Source organism: Pseudomonas linyingensis (genome assembly GCF_900109175.1).
Classification (GTDB): domain Bacteria; phylum Pseudomonadota; class Gammaproteobacteria; order Pseudomonadales; family Pseudomonadaceae; genus Geopseudomonas; species Geopseudomonas linyingensis.
Genome location: NZ_FNZE01000006.1, coordinates 68,207 through 84,925 on the forward strand (window position 1 = coordinate 68,207; position 16,719 = coordinate 84,925).

At 70.5% G+C, this 16,719-nt stretch carries 10 protein-coding genes; 1 reads left to right on the forward strand and 9 read right to left on the reverse strand.

Annotation, left to right across the window (positions count from 1 at the left end; translation table 11 throughout):
* Window positions 1-10: 10 nt before the first annotated feature.
* From capB to BMZ19_RS09060, 9 genes are all read right to left on the reverse strand, one after another.
* Window positions 11-1,756: a caprolactamase subunit beta gene (gene capB / locus BMZ19_RS09020; protein WP_090310087.1), complete on the reverse strand. Its 1,746-nt coding sequence runs from the start codon at window positions 1,754-1,756 to the stop codon at window positions 11-13.
* A 220-nt stretch (window positions 1,757-1,976) separates the two neighbouring features.
* Entirely contained in the window at window positions 1,977-3,152 is a 1,176-nt protein-coding gene (locus tag BMZ19_RS09025) for a hypothetical protein (protein WP_090310089.1), read from the reverse strand.
* Window positions 3,153-3,265: 113 nt separating this feature from the next.
* Entirely contained in the window at window positions 3,266-4,600 is a 1,335-nt protein-coding gene (locus BMZ19_RS09030; RefSeq protein ID WP_090310091.1) for a purine-cytosine permease family protein, read from the reverse strand.
* Between the two features lie 136 nt (window positions 4,601-4,736).
* Complete coding sequence (locus BMZ19_RS09035; protein ID WP_090310424.1) at window positions 4,737-6,422, reverse strand: BatD family protein; 1,686 nt, start codon at window positions 6,420-6,422, stop codon at window positions 4,737-4,739.
* Between the two features lie 8 nt (window positions 6,423-6,430).
* On the reverse strand, window positions 6,431-8,191 hold the full coding sequence (locus BMZ19_RS09040; RefSeq protein ID WP_090310093.1) for a tetratricopeptide repeat protein: 1,761 nt from the start codon (window positions 8,189-8,191) through the stop codon (window positions 6,431-6,433).
* Window positions 8,188-9,198 carry a vWA domain-containing protein gene (locus tag BMZ19_RS09045; RefSeq protein ID WP_090310095.1) on the reverse strand — a complete coding sequence of 337 codons (1,011 nt, stop codon included), beginning with the start codon at window positions 9,196-9,198 and terminating at the stop codon, window positions 8,188-8,190. The genes BMZ19_RS09040 and BMZ19_RS09045 overlap by 4 nt, the downstream gene beginning before the upstream one ends.
* Window positions 9,191-9,694 carry a DUF4381 domain-containing protein gene (locus BMZ19_RS09050; RefSeq protein ID WP_090310098.1) on the reverse strand — a complete coding sequence of 168 codons (504 nt, stop codon included), beginning with the start codon at window positions 9,692-9,694 and terminating at the stop codon, window positions 9,191-9,193. Before BMZ19_RS09050 ends, BMZ19_RS09045 begins: the two co-directional genes overlap by 8 nt.
* Complete coding sequence (locus BMZ19_RS09055; protein ID WP_090310099.1) at window positions 9,691-10,638, reverse strand: DUF58 domain-containing protein; 948 nt, start codon at window positions 10,636-10,638, stop codon at window positions 9,691-9,693. The genes BMZ19_RS09050 and BMZ19_RS09055 overlap by 4 nt, the downstream gene beginning before the upstream one ends.
* A gap of 7 nt (window positions 10,639-10,645) precedes the next feature.
* Window positions 10,646-11,611 carry an AAA family ATPase gene (locus tag BMZ19_RS09060; RefSeq protein ID WP_090310101.1) on the reverse strand — a complete coding sequence of 322 codons (966 nt, stop codon included), beginning with the start codon at window positions 11,609-11,611 and terminating at the stop codon, window positions 10,646-10,648.
* A gap of 160 nt (window positions 11,612-11,771) precedes the next feature.
* On the opposite strand from BMZ19_RS09060, the gene BMZ19_RS09065 reads away from it, so the two are divergent.
* A complete protein-coding gene (locus BMZ19_RS09065; protein WP_090310104.1) occupies window positions 11,772-16,637 on the forward strand; it encodes an NAD-glutamate dehydrogenase in 4,866 nt (1,621 codons plus the stop codon).
* The last annotated feature ends 82 nt before the right edge of the window (window positions 16,638-16,719 follow it).

The following is a 16,719-nucleotide window of genomic DNA, read 5'->3' on the forward strand; positions in this document are numbered from 1 at the left end:
TCAGCAGTGCTCAGTGGGGGGCGCGGGCGGCGCGGGTGGCGGCTTCGTCGAGATGGCCGTCGGCGTCGACGATCACCCCGTACTCGAGGCGCGCGCCCTCGGCGGAGACCAGGCCGTTGCGCAGGTCGTCGAGGACCGCGGCGACCGGGCGGCGCAGCGGGTCGCCGTAGCCACCGCCACCGGGATTGACGTTGATCACCCGCTCGCCGGGGCGCACGGTCAGCACTGGGTTCTGGATGTAGTGGGTTTCCTCGCCGTCGGCGCGGCGGTGGATCAGGCGGCCGAGCTTGGGTTCGATCAGCGCGTTGCGTGCCCCGGCGGCGCCGGCGGTGGCCAGCTGGCGGCCCTCGCCGAAGCCGACCACGGTCATCTCGTGCTCCAGCGGTTCGATCTCCAGGCGGGTGCCGGAGCCGCCGCGCAGCTCGCCGGCGCCGCCGCTGTCGCTCATCAGGCTGTAGCGGTGGATGACGATCGGGTAGGAGTACTCGAGCAGCTCGATGTCGCCGCTCATCAGCGCGCCGAAGCAGCACAGCGGGCCGCAGGCGTGCCAGCCGTCCATCACCTTGTTGGCGCCGGCGCCGGAGATGATCGAGGCGAGCACCATGGTCACGTACTCGTCGCCGCCGCGGCGCGGGTCGTGGCCGGCGATGTTGATGCCGCTTGCGTGGCCCCAGGAGGCGGTGACGCGCTCGGGCGCGGCCTGCTCCAGCGCCAGACGCACGGCGTCGGCGAGGGTTTCCATCGGCGTGGTGGTGCAGTTGACGTGCGGCGCCGGCTCCTCGGCGTTGCACAGGGTGCCCTTGGGCCCGAGGTCGACGCTGACGCAGCGGTACAGGCCTTCGTTGTAGGGCGGCGGCACCTGGGCGAACATCATCAGGCCCAGGTAGACCCCGGACACCGAGTTGCCCTCGTAGGAGTTGATGAAGTAGGGCACCTGGGGCGGGCTGTCGATGCGCACGTGCGCCTCGTCGCCGCGGATTTCCACGTGGGCGGTGATCGCCAGCTCGCCGAGGCCGTGGCCGGAGTCCTCGAGGATCGCGGTGCCGCTGTAGTGGCCGTCCGGCACGTCGCGCAGCAGGGCGCGCATGTGGCGGTCGGCCATGTTCTTCAGCTCGGCGATGCAGGCGCGCACCTGCTCGACGCCATACTTGGCCACCAGCTCCAGCAGGTGGCGCTCGCCGACGCAGCAGGCGCCGTACTGGGCATTGATGTCGCCCTCCTGGTAGGGACGGGCGCGCATGTTGGTGAGCAGCAGGTTGAACACGTCCTCGCGGCGTTTGCCGTTGGTCCACAGCTTGACCGGCGGAATGCGCAGGCCTTCGGCGTAGATCTCCTTGGCGTCCGGGTTGTAGCCGGCCGGCACCGGGCCGCCGATGTCGGTGAGGTGGCCCTTGCACACGGTCCAGAACACCAGCTCGCCCTGGTAGAACACCGGTTTGTACATGCAGCAGTCGAGGATGTGGCTGCCCTTGTAGGCCGGGTCGTTGTGATAGATCACGTCGCCTTCGGCGATGTCGCCCGCGAAGAACTCGGCCACGCACTTCATCGCCGGGATCAGTGAGCCGAGGTGGATCGGGATGTCCTGGCCTTGCAGGATCATTTCCGGGAAGTGGTCGAACAGGGCGTTGGAATAGTCGTGGGCCAGGTTGAACACGCTCGACCGGCCGGTCTTTTCCAGGGTCAGGGTCATCTCGCGCTGGGCCGTTTCGAGCGCACCGCGCACGACCGCCAGGGTGATCGGATCTACTGTACTCATGGGTCACCACATCTTGTTGTTGTCGGACAGGGGCGCCGTGGGAGGCGCCGCCCTGCTCAACAAGCTACGCGGCGCGCGGCGCCCGGGCTTGTCGTGGGGCGCACCGGTTTTTGCGTCTGCGTGCACTCGTTCGTGGGTCACGGCGGCGGGCGCGGACGAAAAAAAAAGGCCAGCGCGAGGCTGGCCTGAACAGGGGACTATCGGGTAGCGATACGGCGGCTCAGAAGTAGTAGCCGATGTTGCTGTACAGCTGGTTTTCCCAACGGTCGCTGCCGCCGGCGCCGAGGCTCTGGGTGTAGCTGCCGCCGCCGATGTATGGATCGTGCTTGCCGTGCAGCCATTCCAGGGCGATCCACAGCGGGCCGAAGGTGAACGAACTGCCGGCGATGAAGCGCTGCGAGTCCTCGAAGCCGCTGACGTCCTTGGTGAAGTGGCTGTAGTTGGCGTACAGCTTGACCCCGGAGAGCCAGCCGTACTCGCCGGGCAGCGTATAGCTGAGGTCGGCGACGTAGAGGTTGCCCTTGGCGGCGACGTTGAAGGTGCCGTCGAAGCTGCCGAAGGTCACCAGCTTGTCGCTGCCGGGATTCTCCGGGGTCATTTCCTGGCGTGCCGCCAGCATCTGCACGCCCCAGGGGCCGTGCGTGCCGAGGTAGTGCAGGGCCAGGGCGTGGCGATGGCCGTCGTCGCCGGTGTCCTGGTTCTCCAGGGTTGAGGTCAGCGCCGAGACGCCGATCTCCGAGGTCCAACTTCCCAGCTCCAGGCTGCGTGCCAGACGTGCGACCAGGATGTCTTTCTCGTGGTTGTCGCTGCCGTCGACCACGTAGGCGTCGGCGCTGGCCACCCCGGTGCCGTAGGTGGTGCCGCCGCGGCTGGTGCCGTGGCCCTGTTCGGCCGGCATGGCGAACCAGGCCGCCTGCAGGTTCCACGCGCCGCTCTGCTGGGTGTACTTGATGCCGATGTCCTGGGCGTCCTCCATGCCGATCACGCTGCCCAGGGTCTCGAAGAAGGTGCTGCCGTAGTAGGGCTGCAGGCCGAACGGCACCGGGATCAGGCCGGCCTGGACCTGGTGGTCGGCGTCGAACCGGTAGCCCAGCCAGGCGTACTCGGCGAAGGAGATGTCGCCGACCTCGTCGGTGTAGTCGAACGGGTAGTGCTTGCCGTAGAAGCGGTACTTGGCCGCGCCGATCCAGCTGTCCGAGGTGTAGGCGGCGGTGAGGAAGGCGGTGTCGAAGCCGAACTCGGAGAGATCGCGGTCGGGATCGTAGTCCAGGCGGGCGCGGATGGCGCCGCCGAGGTCGAGGTTGTCGGTGACCTGCACGGCGCTGGCCGGCAGGGCAAAGGCGGCCAGCAGCGGCCACAGCAGCAGGGTGGTGCGGCGGGAAAGCGGGTGACGCATGAGGTGTCTCCGGGTGTTGTCGTTGTTTTTTCGGGCACACCGGAACGCGCTGCCGGGGGGCGGCGCGTTCCGAAACGGGGAGGGAGTCGGGCAGGCGGGCGCCTGCGCCGGACTCAGAGGCTGTCGGTGCTGGCTGACCAGGCGCGCCGGCGGTTGGCGGACAGCAGCCGGTAGCCGGCGAAGGCGACGACGAAGGTGGCCGGCGCCGCGAAGGTGGCCAGGCTGGCGTCGCCGACCTTGAGCAGGACGATGCCCGTGGCCGCGGCGGCGAACCAGGCGAGCAGGCCGCGGGCGTTGAAGGCCGGCAGGCTGGTGTCGTCGGCCGGCGGCGCGCCGCGCGCGGCGAGAATGTGCGCCAGGGCGATGGCCACCCAGGCGACGATGAAGATGCTCTGCCAGGCCAGAGCCTGGAGGATGTAGCTGAACACGTCGAAGCGCATCAGCAGGTAGACCACCAGCCCGGTGAGCGCCGCCCAGGCCATGTAGGGCACGCGGCCGAGGCCCAGGCCGGTGCACAGCGCCTGCAGGTTGGTCGCGCCGAGGAAGAAGTTGCCGGTATTGATGCGAGTCTGGGTGACCCACACGAACAGCAGGCCCCAGATGCCCATCAGCTGGACGATCGACAGCACCACCGACACCTCGCTGACACCGCCCTCGGTGGGGATGGTGGCGGCGAGGAAGATCCCGGCCAGGCCGTTGAGCAGGAAGGCCACCGCGTAGAACGGCATGCCGAAGTTGAAGCGCGCGTGGTAGTCGCTGTCCTCGGGGCGGCCGAAGCGGGCGTAGTCCCAGGTGTACATCATCAGTACCCAGACGCCCATGAAGTAGGTGAAGCAGTTCCACCAGCCGTACTCGACCGCGCCGCCCGCCGGGACCAGATCCAGCCAGGCGGAGGAGTAGCCGTGCTCGCCGACCGCCATCAGCAGGGTCGCCAGCAGGCCGAGCAGGTACAGCGGCAGCAGCACGCCGTTGAGCTTGTCCAGCCAGCGCATGGCGTGGCCGAAGATCAGCAGCACGCTGTACACCACCACGATCAGGTAGGCCTGCTCGAGGCTCACCGCGCCGGCGTAGTGGTTGAGGGCCACCGCCATCACCGAGCCCTCGAAGGCGGCGTAGTAGATGGCGGTGGCGCTGAACAGCAGGGTCGCCAGGGCGGCGCCGGCGCGGCCGAACAGCCGGCGCGAGAACTGCGCCACCGACAGCCCACTGGCAATGGCGTAGCGGCTGATCACCGCGTTGATCGCCCCGTAGCAGACCACCGACAGCAGCAGGCCGACGATCGCGTTGCGCGTGCCGAAGCCCATCGCCAGGGCGGCGCCGACCACCAGGTAGAACATCGCGCTGCAGATGCCCCACCAGGCCATGGTCAGCGAGCTGCGGCTGAGGCGTTGATCGAGGGGTACCGCGCTATCGGTCCCCGAATACTGGTTTGCAGGTTTTCCGGCCATGACAGATCTCTTGTTGTTGTTGGAAGAAACGAGAGGTCATGACAGTAGAAAAATCGGCGCGGTCGGGCTTGCTGTTGCGGGCCCGGGCTTTTGTCGAGGGGTGCACTGCTGCTGCGCGGCGCTTGCCGCGCCGGAATCAGCGCGGATACAGCGGTGGCAGCGAGCCGGCCGGTGGCTCGCCGTTGGCGAGGTGATGGGCGGGGGGCAGGCTGCCGATGGCCTGCCACAGTGCCTCGCCCTGCCAGGAATGGCCGGTTTCGCTGTACAGCGCGCCGTTGAGGCCGTCGAGGGCGTCGGACAGCGGCACGTAGCGCGCGGCCATGTCGGCGAGGGTTTCCGGCTGCTGGCGCGCCCAGGCGTCGAGCGCCTGGCGGGTGGCGTGGGGGTCGTTGCTCTGGCAGGCGCGCCGCAGGTCGTCCTGCAGGGTGCGCGGGCTGGGGCCGCTGGCGGCGGCGCGGGCCACCGCCGGCAGGCGCCGCGCGCGCCACCACAGGCCGAAGCCGAGCAGGGTGGTCAGGCCGAGCAGAGCGGTGGACAACTGCCACGGCCACAGGGTGACCTCGACTGCCCGCGGCGCGCTCGGCACCACGGGTGCGGCCTCCACCACCAGTGCCGGGTTCTCCTCCACCTCCAGGGTGTGGGCCGGCAGACGGCTGCGCATCAGGCGGTCCTCGACGGTGCTCCACCACACCACTTCCAGCGCCGGCAGCTCGATGCGCCCGGCGGCGGTCGGCACCAGGGCGCTGCTTTCCTCGCGACTGCCGATCAAGCCGTGCTCGCCCTCGCGGTTGCTCAGCCGCGGCTGCTCCGGATAACGGCGCAGCCAGGGCTCCTGGATGCGCGGTTCGAGCAGTGGCAGCTGCGAGCTGGCCAGCCCCTCGGCGCGGATCAGCAGGCTGCGGGTCAGCGAATCACCGACCTGCAGCTTGTCCGCCGGCGGGCTCCAGTGCTCGCTCAGGTTCAGCACCCGGGCCGGCAGCCAGGGCGCGCCGGCCGGGTAGTCGGCTGGCTTGGGCTTCACCTGCAGGGTCAGCGCCGGCGAGCGCACCTGCACCGGCCGCCCGCTGCGCGGCCCGAACGGCTGCTGGCTGGTCGCCTGCGGATCGAGGGCGGTGGCGCTGAACAGCAGGGCGGGAATCGACAGCTCGCCGCTCTGCTGGGGAAACAGCGCATAGCGCGTTTCGATCACGCCGTGGCGCACGCCGCCGATCAGGGTCTCGTAGGTGCGCTGCGAACCCAGAGGCTCCACGCGCGCCTCGGCGATTTCCAGCGGGCTCAGCTGGCTGTCGTCGTACAGCGCCAGCGAGTGGTAGACGCTCAGGGTGAGGATGGCCTGGGCCTGTACGTAGACGCTGTCCTGATCGAGCTGGGCGTCGACGAAGACCGGTGCCAGGCTTTGCGCGGCAGCGACCGGTCTGGCTTCGCTGACCTGCAGGGTGATGGCCGGCGAGCGCGCCTCGCCGATCTGCAGCGAGGGAATCTGCAGCTGCCCGGCCACGCGCGGTTGCAGGCCGATGACCAGCCGGCTGTTCAGGTCGCCCGACTCGCCGTCATCACCCTGGCGGGTCAGCAGACGGGTGTCGAGAACTTCGAACTGCTCCTCGAGGGGCGTCAGGTTGGGGCGGCCGAACAGCACCGGGTCGTCGCTCTCCAGGGTCAGCTCGACGATTTCGCCCACGGCCAGTTCGCTGCGGTCGACCCGCGCCCGCAGTTCGGCGGCTTGGCTGGCGAGGCTGGTGATCAGCAGAGCGAATGCCGCCGCCAGGCAGAGCAGGGCGCGCAGCCAGCGGCGGATGGGCAGGGTGGTGACCGGGGTGTGCATGGACGCGCTCATCGGGGGAGTTCCTGCCGCTGTTGCTGCTCGTACCAGAACTTGCGGCGCAGCAGTTCGGCCGGGTCATCGGGGATCTGGCGCAGCCATTGCTCCAGGGCCTGGCGCTGTTCGCCGCGCTCGGGGGGCGGCGCCGCTTCGGGCTCGGCGGGCGTCTGGCGGGGCGCCTCCGTGCTGGGGGCCTGCTCCTCGCCAGCGCCTGCCGTGGGGTCACTGGCCGGAATGCTGGCCGCCGGCGTTTCCTGTGCCGGTGGGCCCTCTTCGCGTCGGCTGTCGCTCGGCGTCTGGGCGGGATGCTGACTGGCAGCGCTGCGCTCGCCGGCGGCCGCGCGGGCGGATTCCGCCGCGTCGCGCTCCTCGCGCTCGCTTTCGGCGGCAGCCTGCGCGGCGGCCTGCGCCTGGCTGAGCAGCAGTTGCGCGACCAACTCGCGATTATGGCGCGCCACCTCCAGCTGCGGATCCTCGCGCAGCGCCTGCTCGTAGGCATCCAGCGCGCCTTCCAGCTCGCCGCCGCGGGCCAGGGCGTTGCCGCGGTTGTAGTGGGCGGTGGCGTCCGTGCCCTGGGCAAAGGCTTCGGCCGCCGCGGCGTAGTCGCCGGCCTGGTAGTGGGCCAGGCCACGCCACTGCGGATCGCTGAAGCGCTGCGCGGCTTCCGCCGGGCGCCCGGCCTCGAGCAGGCGGCGGCCTTGCTGGTCGTCGCGCCACCACAGATCGGCGAAGTCCAGGGCCATGGCCGGTGGCGGTGTGATCAGCAGGGCGGCGAGGGCGAACAGCCAGCCGCGGCGGCCGGCGCAGGCGGCCAGCAGGAGCAGCGGCAGCAGCAGCCAGTGACCCTGGTCGGCCCAGCCGGCCAGCGGCTGCATGGCCGGCGCGGCCTCGCGGCGGGCGCCACGGCTGGCCAGCAGGCCGAGGTCGGCCAGATCGCCATCGTCCAGGCGCAGGGCGCTGTAGCTGCCGCCTAGGCTGGCGGCGAAGGCGGCCAGCTGCTCGCCGTGCAGTCGTGGCAGGACGATGCTGCCGGCCGCATCACGCAGAAAGCCGCCATCTTCCAGCGGCACCGGGGCGCCGGCCGGGGTGCCGACGCCGAGCAGCAGCAGCTGGTTGTCGCGTCCCGCCAGGGCGGCGCGGATGCCGCTCTGCTCGGCGGCGTCGAGGGCGCCGCTGAGCAGCAGCAGGCGGCCCTGGCCGTTGGCGCCCTGGTCGAGCAGGGCGAGGGCACGCTGCACGGCCAGGTCGGCACGCTGGCCGGGCGCGGGCATCAGCGACGGGGTCAGGGCGCCCAGCAGGTTCTGCGCGGTGGCCAGGTCGTCGGACAGCGGCACCAGCACATGGGCGCTGCCGGCGTAGACGACGATGGCGGTCTGCGCCTCGCCGCGTGCGGCGAGCAGGTCGAGCAGCTTGCGCCGGGTCTGCTCGAGACGATTGGGCGCCAGGTCGGCGGCGAGCATCTGCGGGGTCAGCTCGATGATCGCCACCAGTGGGTCGCTGCGCAGCTGCGCCGGCTGCTGCAGGCGTTGCCAGCCGGGGCCGATCAGCGCCAGCAGGGCCAGCAGCCAGGCCAGGCCGAGCAGCAGCCAGGCCAGCCGGCTCTGCCGGTGGCGGCCGCCCTGCAGCAGCCAGGGCTGGAACGCCGCCGGCAGCAGCGCCTGCCAGCGGCCGAGGCGGCGCTCGCGGTGCCACAGGCGCCAGAGCAGCCAGCCGCCCAGCGGCAGCAGCAACAGCCAGGCGGGACGGGCCAGATGGGGCAGCAGGTCGCTCATGGCCGCCTCCGCCGCAGGCGCAGCGGCACCTGCGGCCACAGTTCGTGGGCGACCAGCAGCAGGCTGAGCAGCATGGCTGCGGCCAGCGGCCAGGCGTACAGCGGACGGACCTGGTACACCGTGGTGGGCGCCTGGGCCGCCGGCTCGAGGCGATCGAGGGTGGCGGCGATGCGCCGTAGCTCGTCCTGCGAGCGGGCGCGGAAGTATTCGCCGCCGCTGACTTCGGCCAGCTCGCGCAGCAGCGGCTCGTCCAGATCGAGGCCGGGGTTGAGGCCATAGAGGCCCATCGCGCCGGCCTGGTCGGCATCGGCGCCGATGCCGATGGTGTAGATGCGCATCCGCTCGCCGGCGGCCAGGCGCGCGGCAGTCAGCGGGGCCACCTCGCCGCCGGTGTTGGCACCGTCGGTGATCAGGATAAGCACCCGGCTGTCGGCAGGGCGCTGGCGCAGGCGCTTGACGGCCAGGCCGATGGCGTCGCCGATGGCGGTGTTCTTGCCGGCGATGCCGACCACCGCCTCGTCCAGCCAGCTGCGCACGCTGTGGCGGTCGAAGGTCAGTGGCGTCTGCAGGTAGGCCTGGCTGCCGAACAGGATCAGGCCGAGGCGGTCGCCGGTGCGGCCCTCGATGAACTCACCGAGCAGCCGCTGGACCAGGGTCAGGCGGCTGACCAGCTCGCCCTGCCACTGCATGTCGCGATAGTCCATGGAGCCGGATACATCCACCGCCAGCAGCAGGTCGCGCCCGCTCGAGGGCAGCGGCAGCGGTTCGCCCAGCCACTGCGGGCGCGCCGCGGCGAGCAGCAGCAGCAGCCAGAGCAGGCTGAACGGCGCCTGGCGTCGCCAGCCCGGCAGGCGCGGACGGGCACGGCGTCCGGCGAGGCTTTCCAGCTCGTCGAGAAAGCTCACCTTGAGCGCCGCCTCGCCGCTGTCGGCCGGCGGCAGCAGCAGGCGCAGCAGCCAGGGCAGCGGCAGGAGCAGGAAGACCCAGGGCCAGGCGAGTTCAAGCATGCTTGCGGATCCAGGTTTCCACGGCCTGCTGCAGGCCGTTGATCGCCTTGTCGTCGAGCCGGCAGTCGGCGCGGTAGGTGCCTTCCACCAGGATCATCCAGCGGGTCAGGCCGGCGGCCGGGCAGCGGTTGTCGAGAAACGCCAGCCAGGCCCGCCCACTCAGGGTATGGCTGTGGCTGTCGGGATAGTGGACGCGGCACAGGCGCTTGAGCAGGGCATTGATCGCCTGCAGCCAGGGGCCGGCCGGGGCGCGGTCGTAGGGGCGCGGCAGGCGCTGCAGCTCGTCGAGGGCGGCCTGGCGCTGCGGGTCGAGCGCTTCGGCAGCGGGTGGCGGGGCTTCCTGGCGCTGCCACCAGGCCCGCCAACGGGCGCGCTGGCGCCAGAGCAGCAGCGCGGCCAGTAGCAGGGCGGCCAGCAGCCACCAGCCGGGGGCCGGCGGCCAGAAGCCGGGCGGCGGCGGCGCAATCGGCGCGGCGAGCTGCTCGAGCGGGTTCATGCCTGCTGCCCCGCATGCTGCGGCAGGGTGTGCTCGCGCAGTTGCTCGATCAGGTCGCGCTGGGTGCTCAGCGGCAGCAGCAGCACGCCGAGCTTCTGCGCCATGCGCTGCCAGCGTTGCCGGCGCGCCTCGCCGCGTTCGCGCCAGGTTTGGCGCAGCTCGGCGTCGCCGGTGTCCAGTTCGAGGCGGGCATGGGCATCGGCAAAGCGCAGCAGGCCGGCGGCCGGCAGCGCGTGGTCGAGGGGATCGGACAGCGGCAGCAGGATCAGGTCGCAGTGGCGGGCCAGCAGGGCGCACTGCTGTTCGCCGCTGTCCAGCAGGGTCCGCTCGTCGCAGATCACCAGCACCAGGCTGCCCGGGCGCAGCACCTCGCGGGCGCGGCGCAGGGCCAGGCCGAGGCCGTCGCCGGCCACCTCGGTCGCGTCGGGCGCGGCCAGCGCCTGGTTGGCCTTGACCAGGCGGCCGAGCAGCTGCAGCAGGCTCTGCTTGCTGCGCCGCGGGCGCACCTCGGTGCAGTGACTGTCGTCGAACACCAGACCGCCGATGCGGTCGTTGTGGGCCAGGGCGGCCCAGCCGAACAGCGCGGCGGTCTGCGCGGCGAGCACCGACTTGAAGCACTGGCCGCTGCCGAAGAACAGCCGCGGGCTCTGCTCGATCAGCAGGAATACAGGACGCTCGCGCTCCTCGTGGAACAGCTTGGTGTGCGGCTCCTGGGTGCGTGCGGTGACCCGCCAGTCGATGTTGCGCACGTCGTCGCCGGCCTGGTAGACACGCACCTGGTCGAAGTCGACGCCGCGGCCGCGCAGCTTCGAATGGTGCAGGCCGATCAGCGGGCTGCGCCGCAGGGCGCTGGAGAACAGCTGCACCTCGCTGAGGCGGTGGCGCATGTCCAGCAGTTCGGCGAGGCTGACCATCACCCCCGGCAGCAGCGTGTCGGTATGCATGGCGGGCTCAGGCGACCGCGACCAGGTCGAGGATGCGCTGGATCACGCGGTCCTGGTCGATGCCGGCGGCCTCGGCCTCGAAGGACAGGATGATGCGGTGGCGCAGCACATCGAACAGCACCGCCTGGATATCCTCCGGGCTGACGAAGTCGCGGCCGGCCAGCCAGGCATGGGCGCGCGCGCAGCGGTCGAGGGCGATGGAGCCGCGCGGACTGGCGCCCCAGGAGATCCACTCGGCCAGCTCGGCGTCGAAGCGCGCCGGCGTGCGGGTCGCCATGATCAGCTGGATCAGGTACTCCTCCACCGCGTCGGCCATGTACAGGCCGAGGATTTCCTTGCGGGCGGTGAAGATCGCCTCCTGGCTGACCCGCTGCTCCGGCTCCGGCTGGGTCTCGCCGCTGATCGCCTCGCCGCGCGCCTGGTGGAGGATCTTGCGTTCCACCGCGGCATCCGGAAAGCCGATCTTCACGTGCATCAGGAAGCGGTCGAGCTGCGCCTCGGGCAGCGGGTAGGTGCCCTCCTGCTCGATCGGGTTCTGCGTGGCCATGACCAGAAACAGCGGTGGCAGGTTGTAGGTGCTGCGCCCGATGCTCACCTGGCGCTCGGCCATCGCCTCGAGCAGTGCCGACTGCACCTTGGCCGGGGCGCGGTTGATCTCGTCGGCCAGTACCAGGTTGTGGAAGATCGGTCCCTGCTGGAACACGAAGCTGGTGGTTTCCGGACGGTAGATCTCGGTGCCGGTGATGTCCGCCGGCAGCAGGTCGGGGGTGAACTGGATGCGGTGGAACTCGGCTTCCAGGCCGGCGGCCAGATCCTTGATCGCCTTGGTCTTGGCCAGCCCCGGGGCGCCCTCGACCAGTAGGTGGCCGTCGGCGAGCAGGGCGATCAGCAGGCGTTCGACCAGCTTTTCCTGGCCGAGGATCTGGCTGGAGAGGTACTGGCGCAGGGCGATCAGCGCGTCACGATGGGGCATGTCGGGGCTCGGCAGGGAATGGCCGGCTTTTTGGGCCGGACGGGGTATCAACTTTAATGCATCTGCCCCTGCCTCGACTAACTTGTGATGAGGGGGCGTGCCGGCAGCGTGAACCGATGCGTGCCGGTCACCCGATCACCTCATTCAGCGGAGCGTGCCCATGGCCTTTTTCAGCGCAGCGGACCGGGACGAGTTCCACCGCCAGCTGCAGGTGTTGCTCGAGCGCCAGGTCGGCGAAGCAGGCCTGGCGCAGGTGGCGTTGTTCGCCCGGCAGTTCTTCGCCAGCGTGGCGCTCGACGAGCTGGGCGAGCGACGCCTGGCCGATCTGGCCGGTTGCTGCCTGTCGGCCTGGCGTATGCTCGGGCGCTTCGATCCGGACGTCGCCCAGGTGCATCTGTTCAGCCCCGACTACGAGCGCGATGGCTGGCAGTCGCCGCACAGCGTGCTGCAGGTGCTGCATGCCGACATGCCATTCCTGGTCGACTCGCTGCAGCTGGAACTGCGCCGCCGCGGGCATACCATCCACAGCCTGCAGAGCTGTGTGCTCGGCCTGCGCCGCGACGCCCAGGGCGGCCTGCTCGAGCTGCTCGCGCCGGGGGCGCTGGACGAAACCGCCAGCCGCGAGGCGCTGATCAGCCTGGAGATCGACCGCTGCGCCAGTGCTGGCGAGCAGCACATGCTGGTCAAGGCGCTGCGCGAGGTGCTCGGCGAGGTGCGCCTGGCGGTGACCGACTTCGCGGCGATGCGCGCGCGGGTGGACGCGCTGCTGGCGACTCTGGAGTCGGCCTGCCTGGCGGCGCACGTCGAGGATTGTGCCGAGGTGCGCGGCTTCCTCGACTGGCTGCTGGATGACCACTTCACCTTCCTCGGCTACGAGGAGTTCCAGGTCGAGGCGCAGGCCGACGGCAGCGGGCTGATCGTCTACGACGAGGCCTCGCTGCTCGGACTGTCGCGGCGCCTGCGCCACGAGTTGCCGGCGGCGCAGCGCTGGGTATCGCCGCAGGCTTTGGCCTGGCTGCGCACGCCCTGTCTGCTGTCGTTCGCCAAGGCCGACCAGCCGGGGCGGGTGCATCGCGCGGCCTACCCGGACTTCGTGTCTCTGCGCCAGTTCGACGCCGACGGCCAGTTGCTGCGCGAGTGCCGCTTCATGGGGCTGTACACCTCCGCGGTGTATACCGAGAGCGCGCGGTGCATTCCCTGCGTACGCGGCAAGGTGGACGAGGTGATCCAGCGCTCCGGATTCGATCCGCTCACCCACCTGGGGCGCAGCCTGCAGCAGGTGCTCGAGGTGCTGCCGCGCGACGATCTGTTCCAGACCCCGGTCGAGGATCTCTGCGCCACCGCGGTGGCCATAGTGCAGATCCAGGAGCGCAACCGACTGCGCCTGTTCCTGCGCCGCGATCCCTATGGGCACTTCTGCTACTGCCTGGTCTACGTGCCGCGCGAGATCTACTCCACCGAGACGCGCCTGCGGATCGAGCGGGTGCTGCGTCAGCGCCTGGCGGCCAGCGACTGCGAGTTCTGGACCTGGTTCTCCGAGTCGGTGCTGGCGCGGGTGCAGTTCATCCTGCGCGTCGATCCGCATCAGCCCGTACAGGTCGACCCGCAGCGGCTCGAGCAGGAGGTGATCCAGGCCTGTCGCAGCTGGCAGGACGAATGCGCCAGCCTGGTGGTGGAAAGTTTCGGCGAGGCCCAGGGCACCGACCTGTTGGCCAGCTTCGCCGGCGGTTTTCCGGCGGGCTACCGCGAACGCTTCGAACCGCACCTGGCGGTGGTCGACCTGCGCCACCTGCTCAGCCTGTCGGCCGAGCGGCCGCTGGTGATGAGTTTCTACCAGCCGTCGCTGCAGCACGATGCGCTGCTGCACTGCAAGATCTACCACGCCGACGCCCCGCTGCCGCTGTCGGACCTGCTGCCGATCCTGGAGAACCTCGGCCTGCGGGTGTACGGCGAGTACCCGTTCCGCCTGCGCCGTCAGGACGGCCGCGAGTTCTGGATCCACGACTACAGCTTCACCTACGCCGAAGGCCTCAGCGTCGACCTGCAGCAGCTCAACGACACCCTGCAGGACGCCTTCATTCACATCGTCCGCGGCGCGGCGGAGAACGACGGCTTCAACCGCCTGGTGCTCAACGCCGGCCTGCCCTGGCGCGAGGCGGCGCTGCTGCGCGCCTACGGGCGCTATCTCAAGCAGATCCGCCTGGGCTTCGATCTCGGCTACATCGCCGCGACCCTGAACAATCATGCGCACATCACCCGCGAACTGGTGCGCCTGTTCAAGACCCGCTTCTACCTGGCGCGCAAGCTGTCCGCCGAGGAGCTGGCGGACAAGCAGCAGCGTCTGGAGCAGGCCATCCTCGGCGCGCTGGAGCAGGTCCAGGTGCTCAACGAGGACCGCATCCTGCGCCGCTACCTGGAGCTGATCCGTGCCACCCTGCGCAGCAACTTCTACCAGAACGCCGCCGACGGCGGTGCCAAGGACTACTTCAGCTTCAAGCTCGATCCGCAGCAGATCGCCGAGATGCCGCGGCCGGTGCCGCGCTACGAGATCTTCGTCTACTCGCCGCGGGTCGAGGGCGTGCATCTGCGCGGCGGCAAGGTCGCGCGCGGCGGCCTGCGCTGGTCGGACCGCGAGGAGGACTACCGCACCGAGGTGCTCGGCCTGGTCAAGGCCCAGCAGGTGAAGAACGCGGTGATCGTGCCGGTCGGCGCCAAGGGCGGCTTCGTGCCGCGGCGCCTGCCGGCCGGCGGTACCCGCGACGAGATCCAGGCCGAGGCCATCGCCTGCTACCGCCTGTTCATCAGCGGCCTGCTGGATCTGACCGACAACCTCAAGGAGGGCCGGGTGGTGCCGCCGGCGCAGGTGGTGCGCCACGACGAGGACGATCCCTACCTGGTGGTGGCGGCGGACAAGGGTACCGCCAGCTTCTCCGACATCGCCAATGCGCTGTCCGCCGACTACGACTTCTGGCTCGGCGATGCCTTCGCCTCCGGCGGCTCGGCCGGCTACGACCACAAGGGCATGGGCATCACCGCGCGCGGCGCCTGGGTCGGCGTGCAGCGGCATTTCCGCGAGCGCGGCGTCGACGTGCAGCAGGAGCCGATCAGCGTGGTCGGCATCGGCGACATGGCCGGCGACGTGTTCGGCAACGGCCTGCTGCGCTCGGAACAGCTGCTGCTGGTCGGCGCCTTCAACCACCAGCACATCTTCCTCGACCCCGATCCCGACCCGGCGGCGAGCTTCGCCGAGCGCCAGCGGCTGTTCGCGTTGCCGCGCTCGAGCTGGGCGGACTACGACGCCGCGTTGATCTCGCCCGGGGGCGGGGTGTTCCCGCGCAGCGCCAAGAGCATCGAGATCAGTCCCGAAGTGCGTGCGCGGCTGGCCATCGACGCCGAGCGGCTGGCGCCCAACGAGCTGATCAGCGCACTGCTGCGCGCGCCGGTGGACCTGCTGTGGAACGGCGGCATCGGCACCTACGTCAAGTCCAGCCGCGAGAGCCACATGGAGGTCGGCGACAAGGCCAACGACGGCCTGCGCGTCGACGGGCGCGAGCTGCGCTGCAAGGTGGTGGGCGAGGGCGGCAACCTCGGCCTGACCCCGCTCGGCCGCGTCGAGTACTGCCTGCACGGCGGTGCCTGCAACACCGACTTCATCGACAATGCCGGCGGGGTGACCTGCTCCGACCACGAGGTCAACATCAAGATCCTCCTCGGCGAGGTGATGCGCGCCGGCGAGCTGACCCTCCAGCAGCGCAACGCGCTGCTGCGCGAGATGACCGAGGCGGTGGCGACGCTGGTGCTGACCACCAGCTATCGGCAGGCCCAGGCGCTGTCGCTGGCGCAGCGGCATACCCGCGGCCGGCTCGGCGAGTACCGCCGGCTGATGGCGGATCTGGAGAGCCGCGGCCGGCTCGATCGCGCCCTGGAGTTTCTCCCTGCCGATGACGAACTGAACGCGCGGGGCGCCCAGGGCCAGGCGCTGACCCGCCCGGAGCTGGCGCTGCTGCTGTCCTACAGCAAGTTCGACCTCAAGGAATCGCTGCTGCATTCGCCGCTGGTGGACGACGCCTACCTGTGCGAGGAACTCCACGACGCCTTCCCGCCGCTGCTGGTGCAGCGCTTCGCCGCCGCTCTGGAGCATCACCGCCTGCGCCGCGAGATCGTCAGCACGCGCATCGCCAACGATCTGGTCGACCACATGGGGGTGACCTTCGTTCAGCGCCTCAACGAGTCCACCGGCCTGTCGGCGGCGCACATCGCCGGCGGCTGGGTGGTGGTGCGCGACCTGTTCGACCTGCCGAACTACTGGCAGCAGATCGAGGCGCTCGACTACCGGGTGGATGCCGAGCTGCAGCTGGGGCTGATGGAGGAGCTGATGCGCCTGGGCCGGCGCGCCACCCGCTGGCTGCTGCGCAACCGGCGTACCGAGCTGGACCTGGCGCGCGACGTCGAGCACTTCGCGCCCTGCGTCAGCGAGCTGACCGCGAACCTCGAGGAGCTGCTCGAAGGCCCGGCCCGCGAGGCCTGCCAGTTGCGCCGCGAGGAACTGGCGGAGGCCGGCGTGCCGGCCGAGCTGGCCCGGCGGCTGGCCGGCTGCAGCCACCTGTACACCCTGCTGCCGATCATCGAGGCGGCCGATGTCACCGGGCAGCCGCCGATGCGGGTGGCCGCCTGCTACTTCGGCATCGGCGCCGAACTGGAGCTGGGCTGGTACCTGCAGCAGCTCAACGCCCTGCCGGTGGAGAACAACTGGCAGGCGCTGGCCCGCGAATCGCTGCGCGACGACCTCGACTGGCAGCAGCGGGCGATCACCATCGCGGTGCTGCAGATGGCCGAGGGACCGCTGGAAATCGACAATCGGCTGACCCTGTGGCTGGCCCAGAACCAGCCGCTGGTGGCGCGCTGGCGCAACCTGCTCGCCGAGCTGCGCGCCGCCAGTGGCAGCGACTACGCGGTGTACGCGGTGGCCAACCGCGAGCTGCAGGATCTGGCGCAGAGTGCCCAGCGCGGTGTGTGCACTCCGTGACGGCGCTTGAAATTCTGCACGAGTGGTGAGAATTTTGTACGCCTGCGTTGGGCAGCCGGCCTGCGGCGTGGCGCGGGTCGGC

Coding starts and splice junctions, on each gene's coding strand:
- capB (WP_090310087.1), bottom strand. CDS start 1,756: ATGAGTACAGTAGATCCGATCACCCTGGCGGTCGTGCGCGGTGCGCTC.
- BMZ19_RS09025 (WP_090310089.1), bottom strand. CDS start 3,152: ATGCGTCACCCGCTTTCCCGCCGCACCACCCTGCTGCTGTGGCCGCTG.
- BMZ19_RS09030 (WP_090310091.1), bottom strand. CDS start 4,600: ATGGCCGGAAAACCTGCAAACCAGTATTCGGGGACCGATAGCGCGGTA.
- BMZ19_RS09035 (WP_090310424.1), bottom strand. CDS start 6,422: ATGCACACCCCGGTCACCACCCTGCCCATCCGCCGCTGGCTGCGCGCC.
- BMZ19_RS09040 (WP_090310093.1), bottom strand. CDS start 8,191: ATGAGCGACCTGCTGCCCCATCTGGCCCGTCCCGCCTGGCTGTTGCTG.
- BMZ19_RS09045 (WP_090310095.1), bottom strand. CDS start 9,198: ATGCTTGAACTCGCCTGGCCCTGGGTCTTCCTGCTCCTGCCGCTGCCC.
- BMZ19_RS09050 (WP_090310098.1), bottom strand. CDS start 9,694: ATGAACCCGCTCGAGCAGCTCGCCGCGCCGATTGCGCCGCCGCCGCCC.
- BMZ19_RS09055 (WP_090310099.1), bottom strand. CDS start 10,638: ATGCATACCGACACGCTGCTGCCGGGGGTGATGGTCAGCCTCGCCGAA.
- BMZ19_RS09060 (WP_090310101.1), bottom strand. CDS start 11,611: ATGCCCCATCGTGACGCGCTGATCGCCCTGCGCCAGTACCTCTCCAGC.
- BMZ19_RS09065 (WP_090310104.1), top strand. CDS start 11,772: ATGGCCTTTTTCAGCGCAGCGGACCGGGACGAGTTCCACCGCCAGCTG.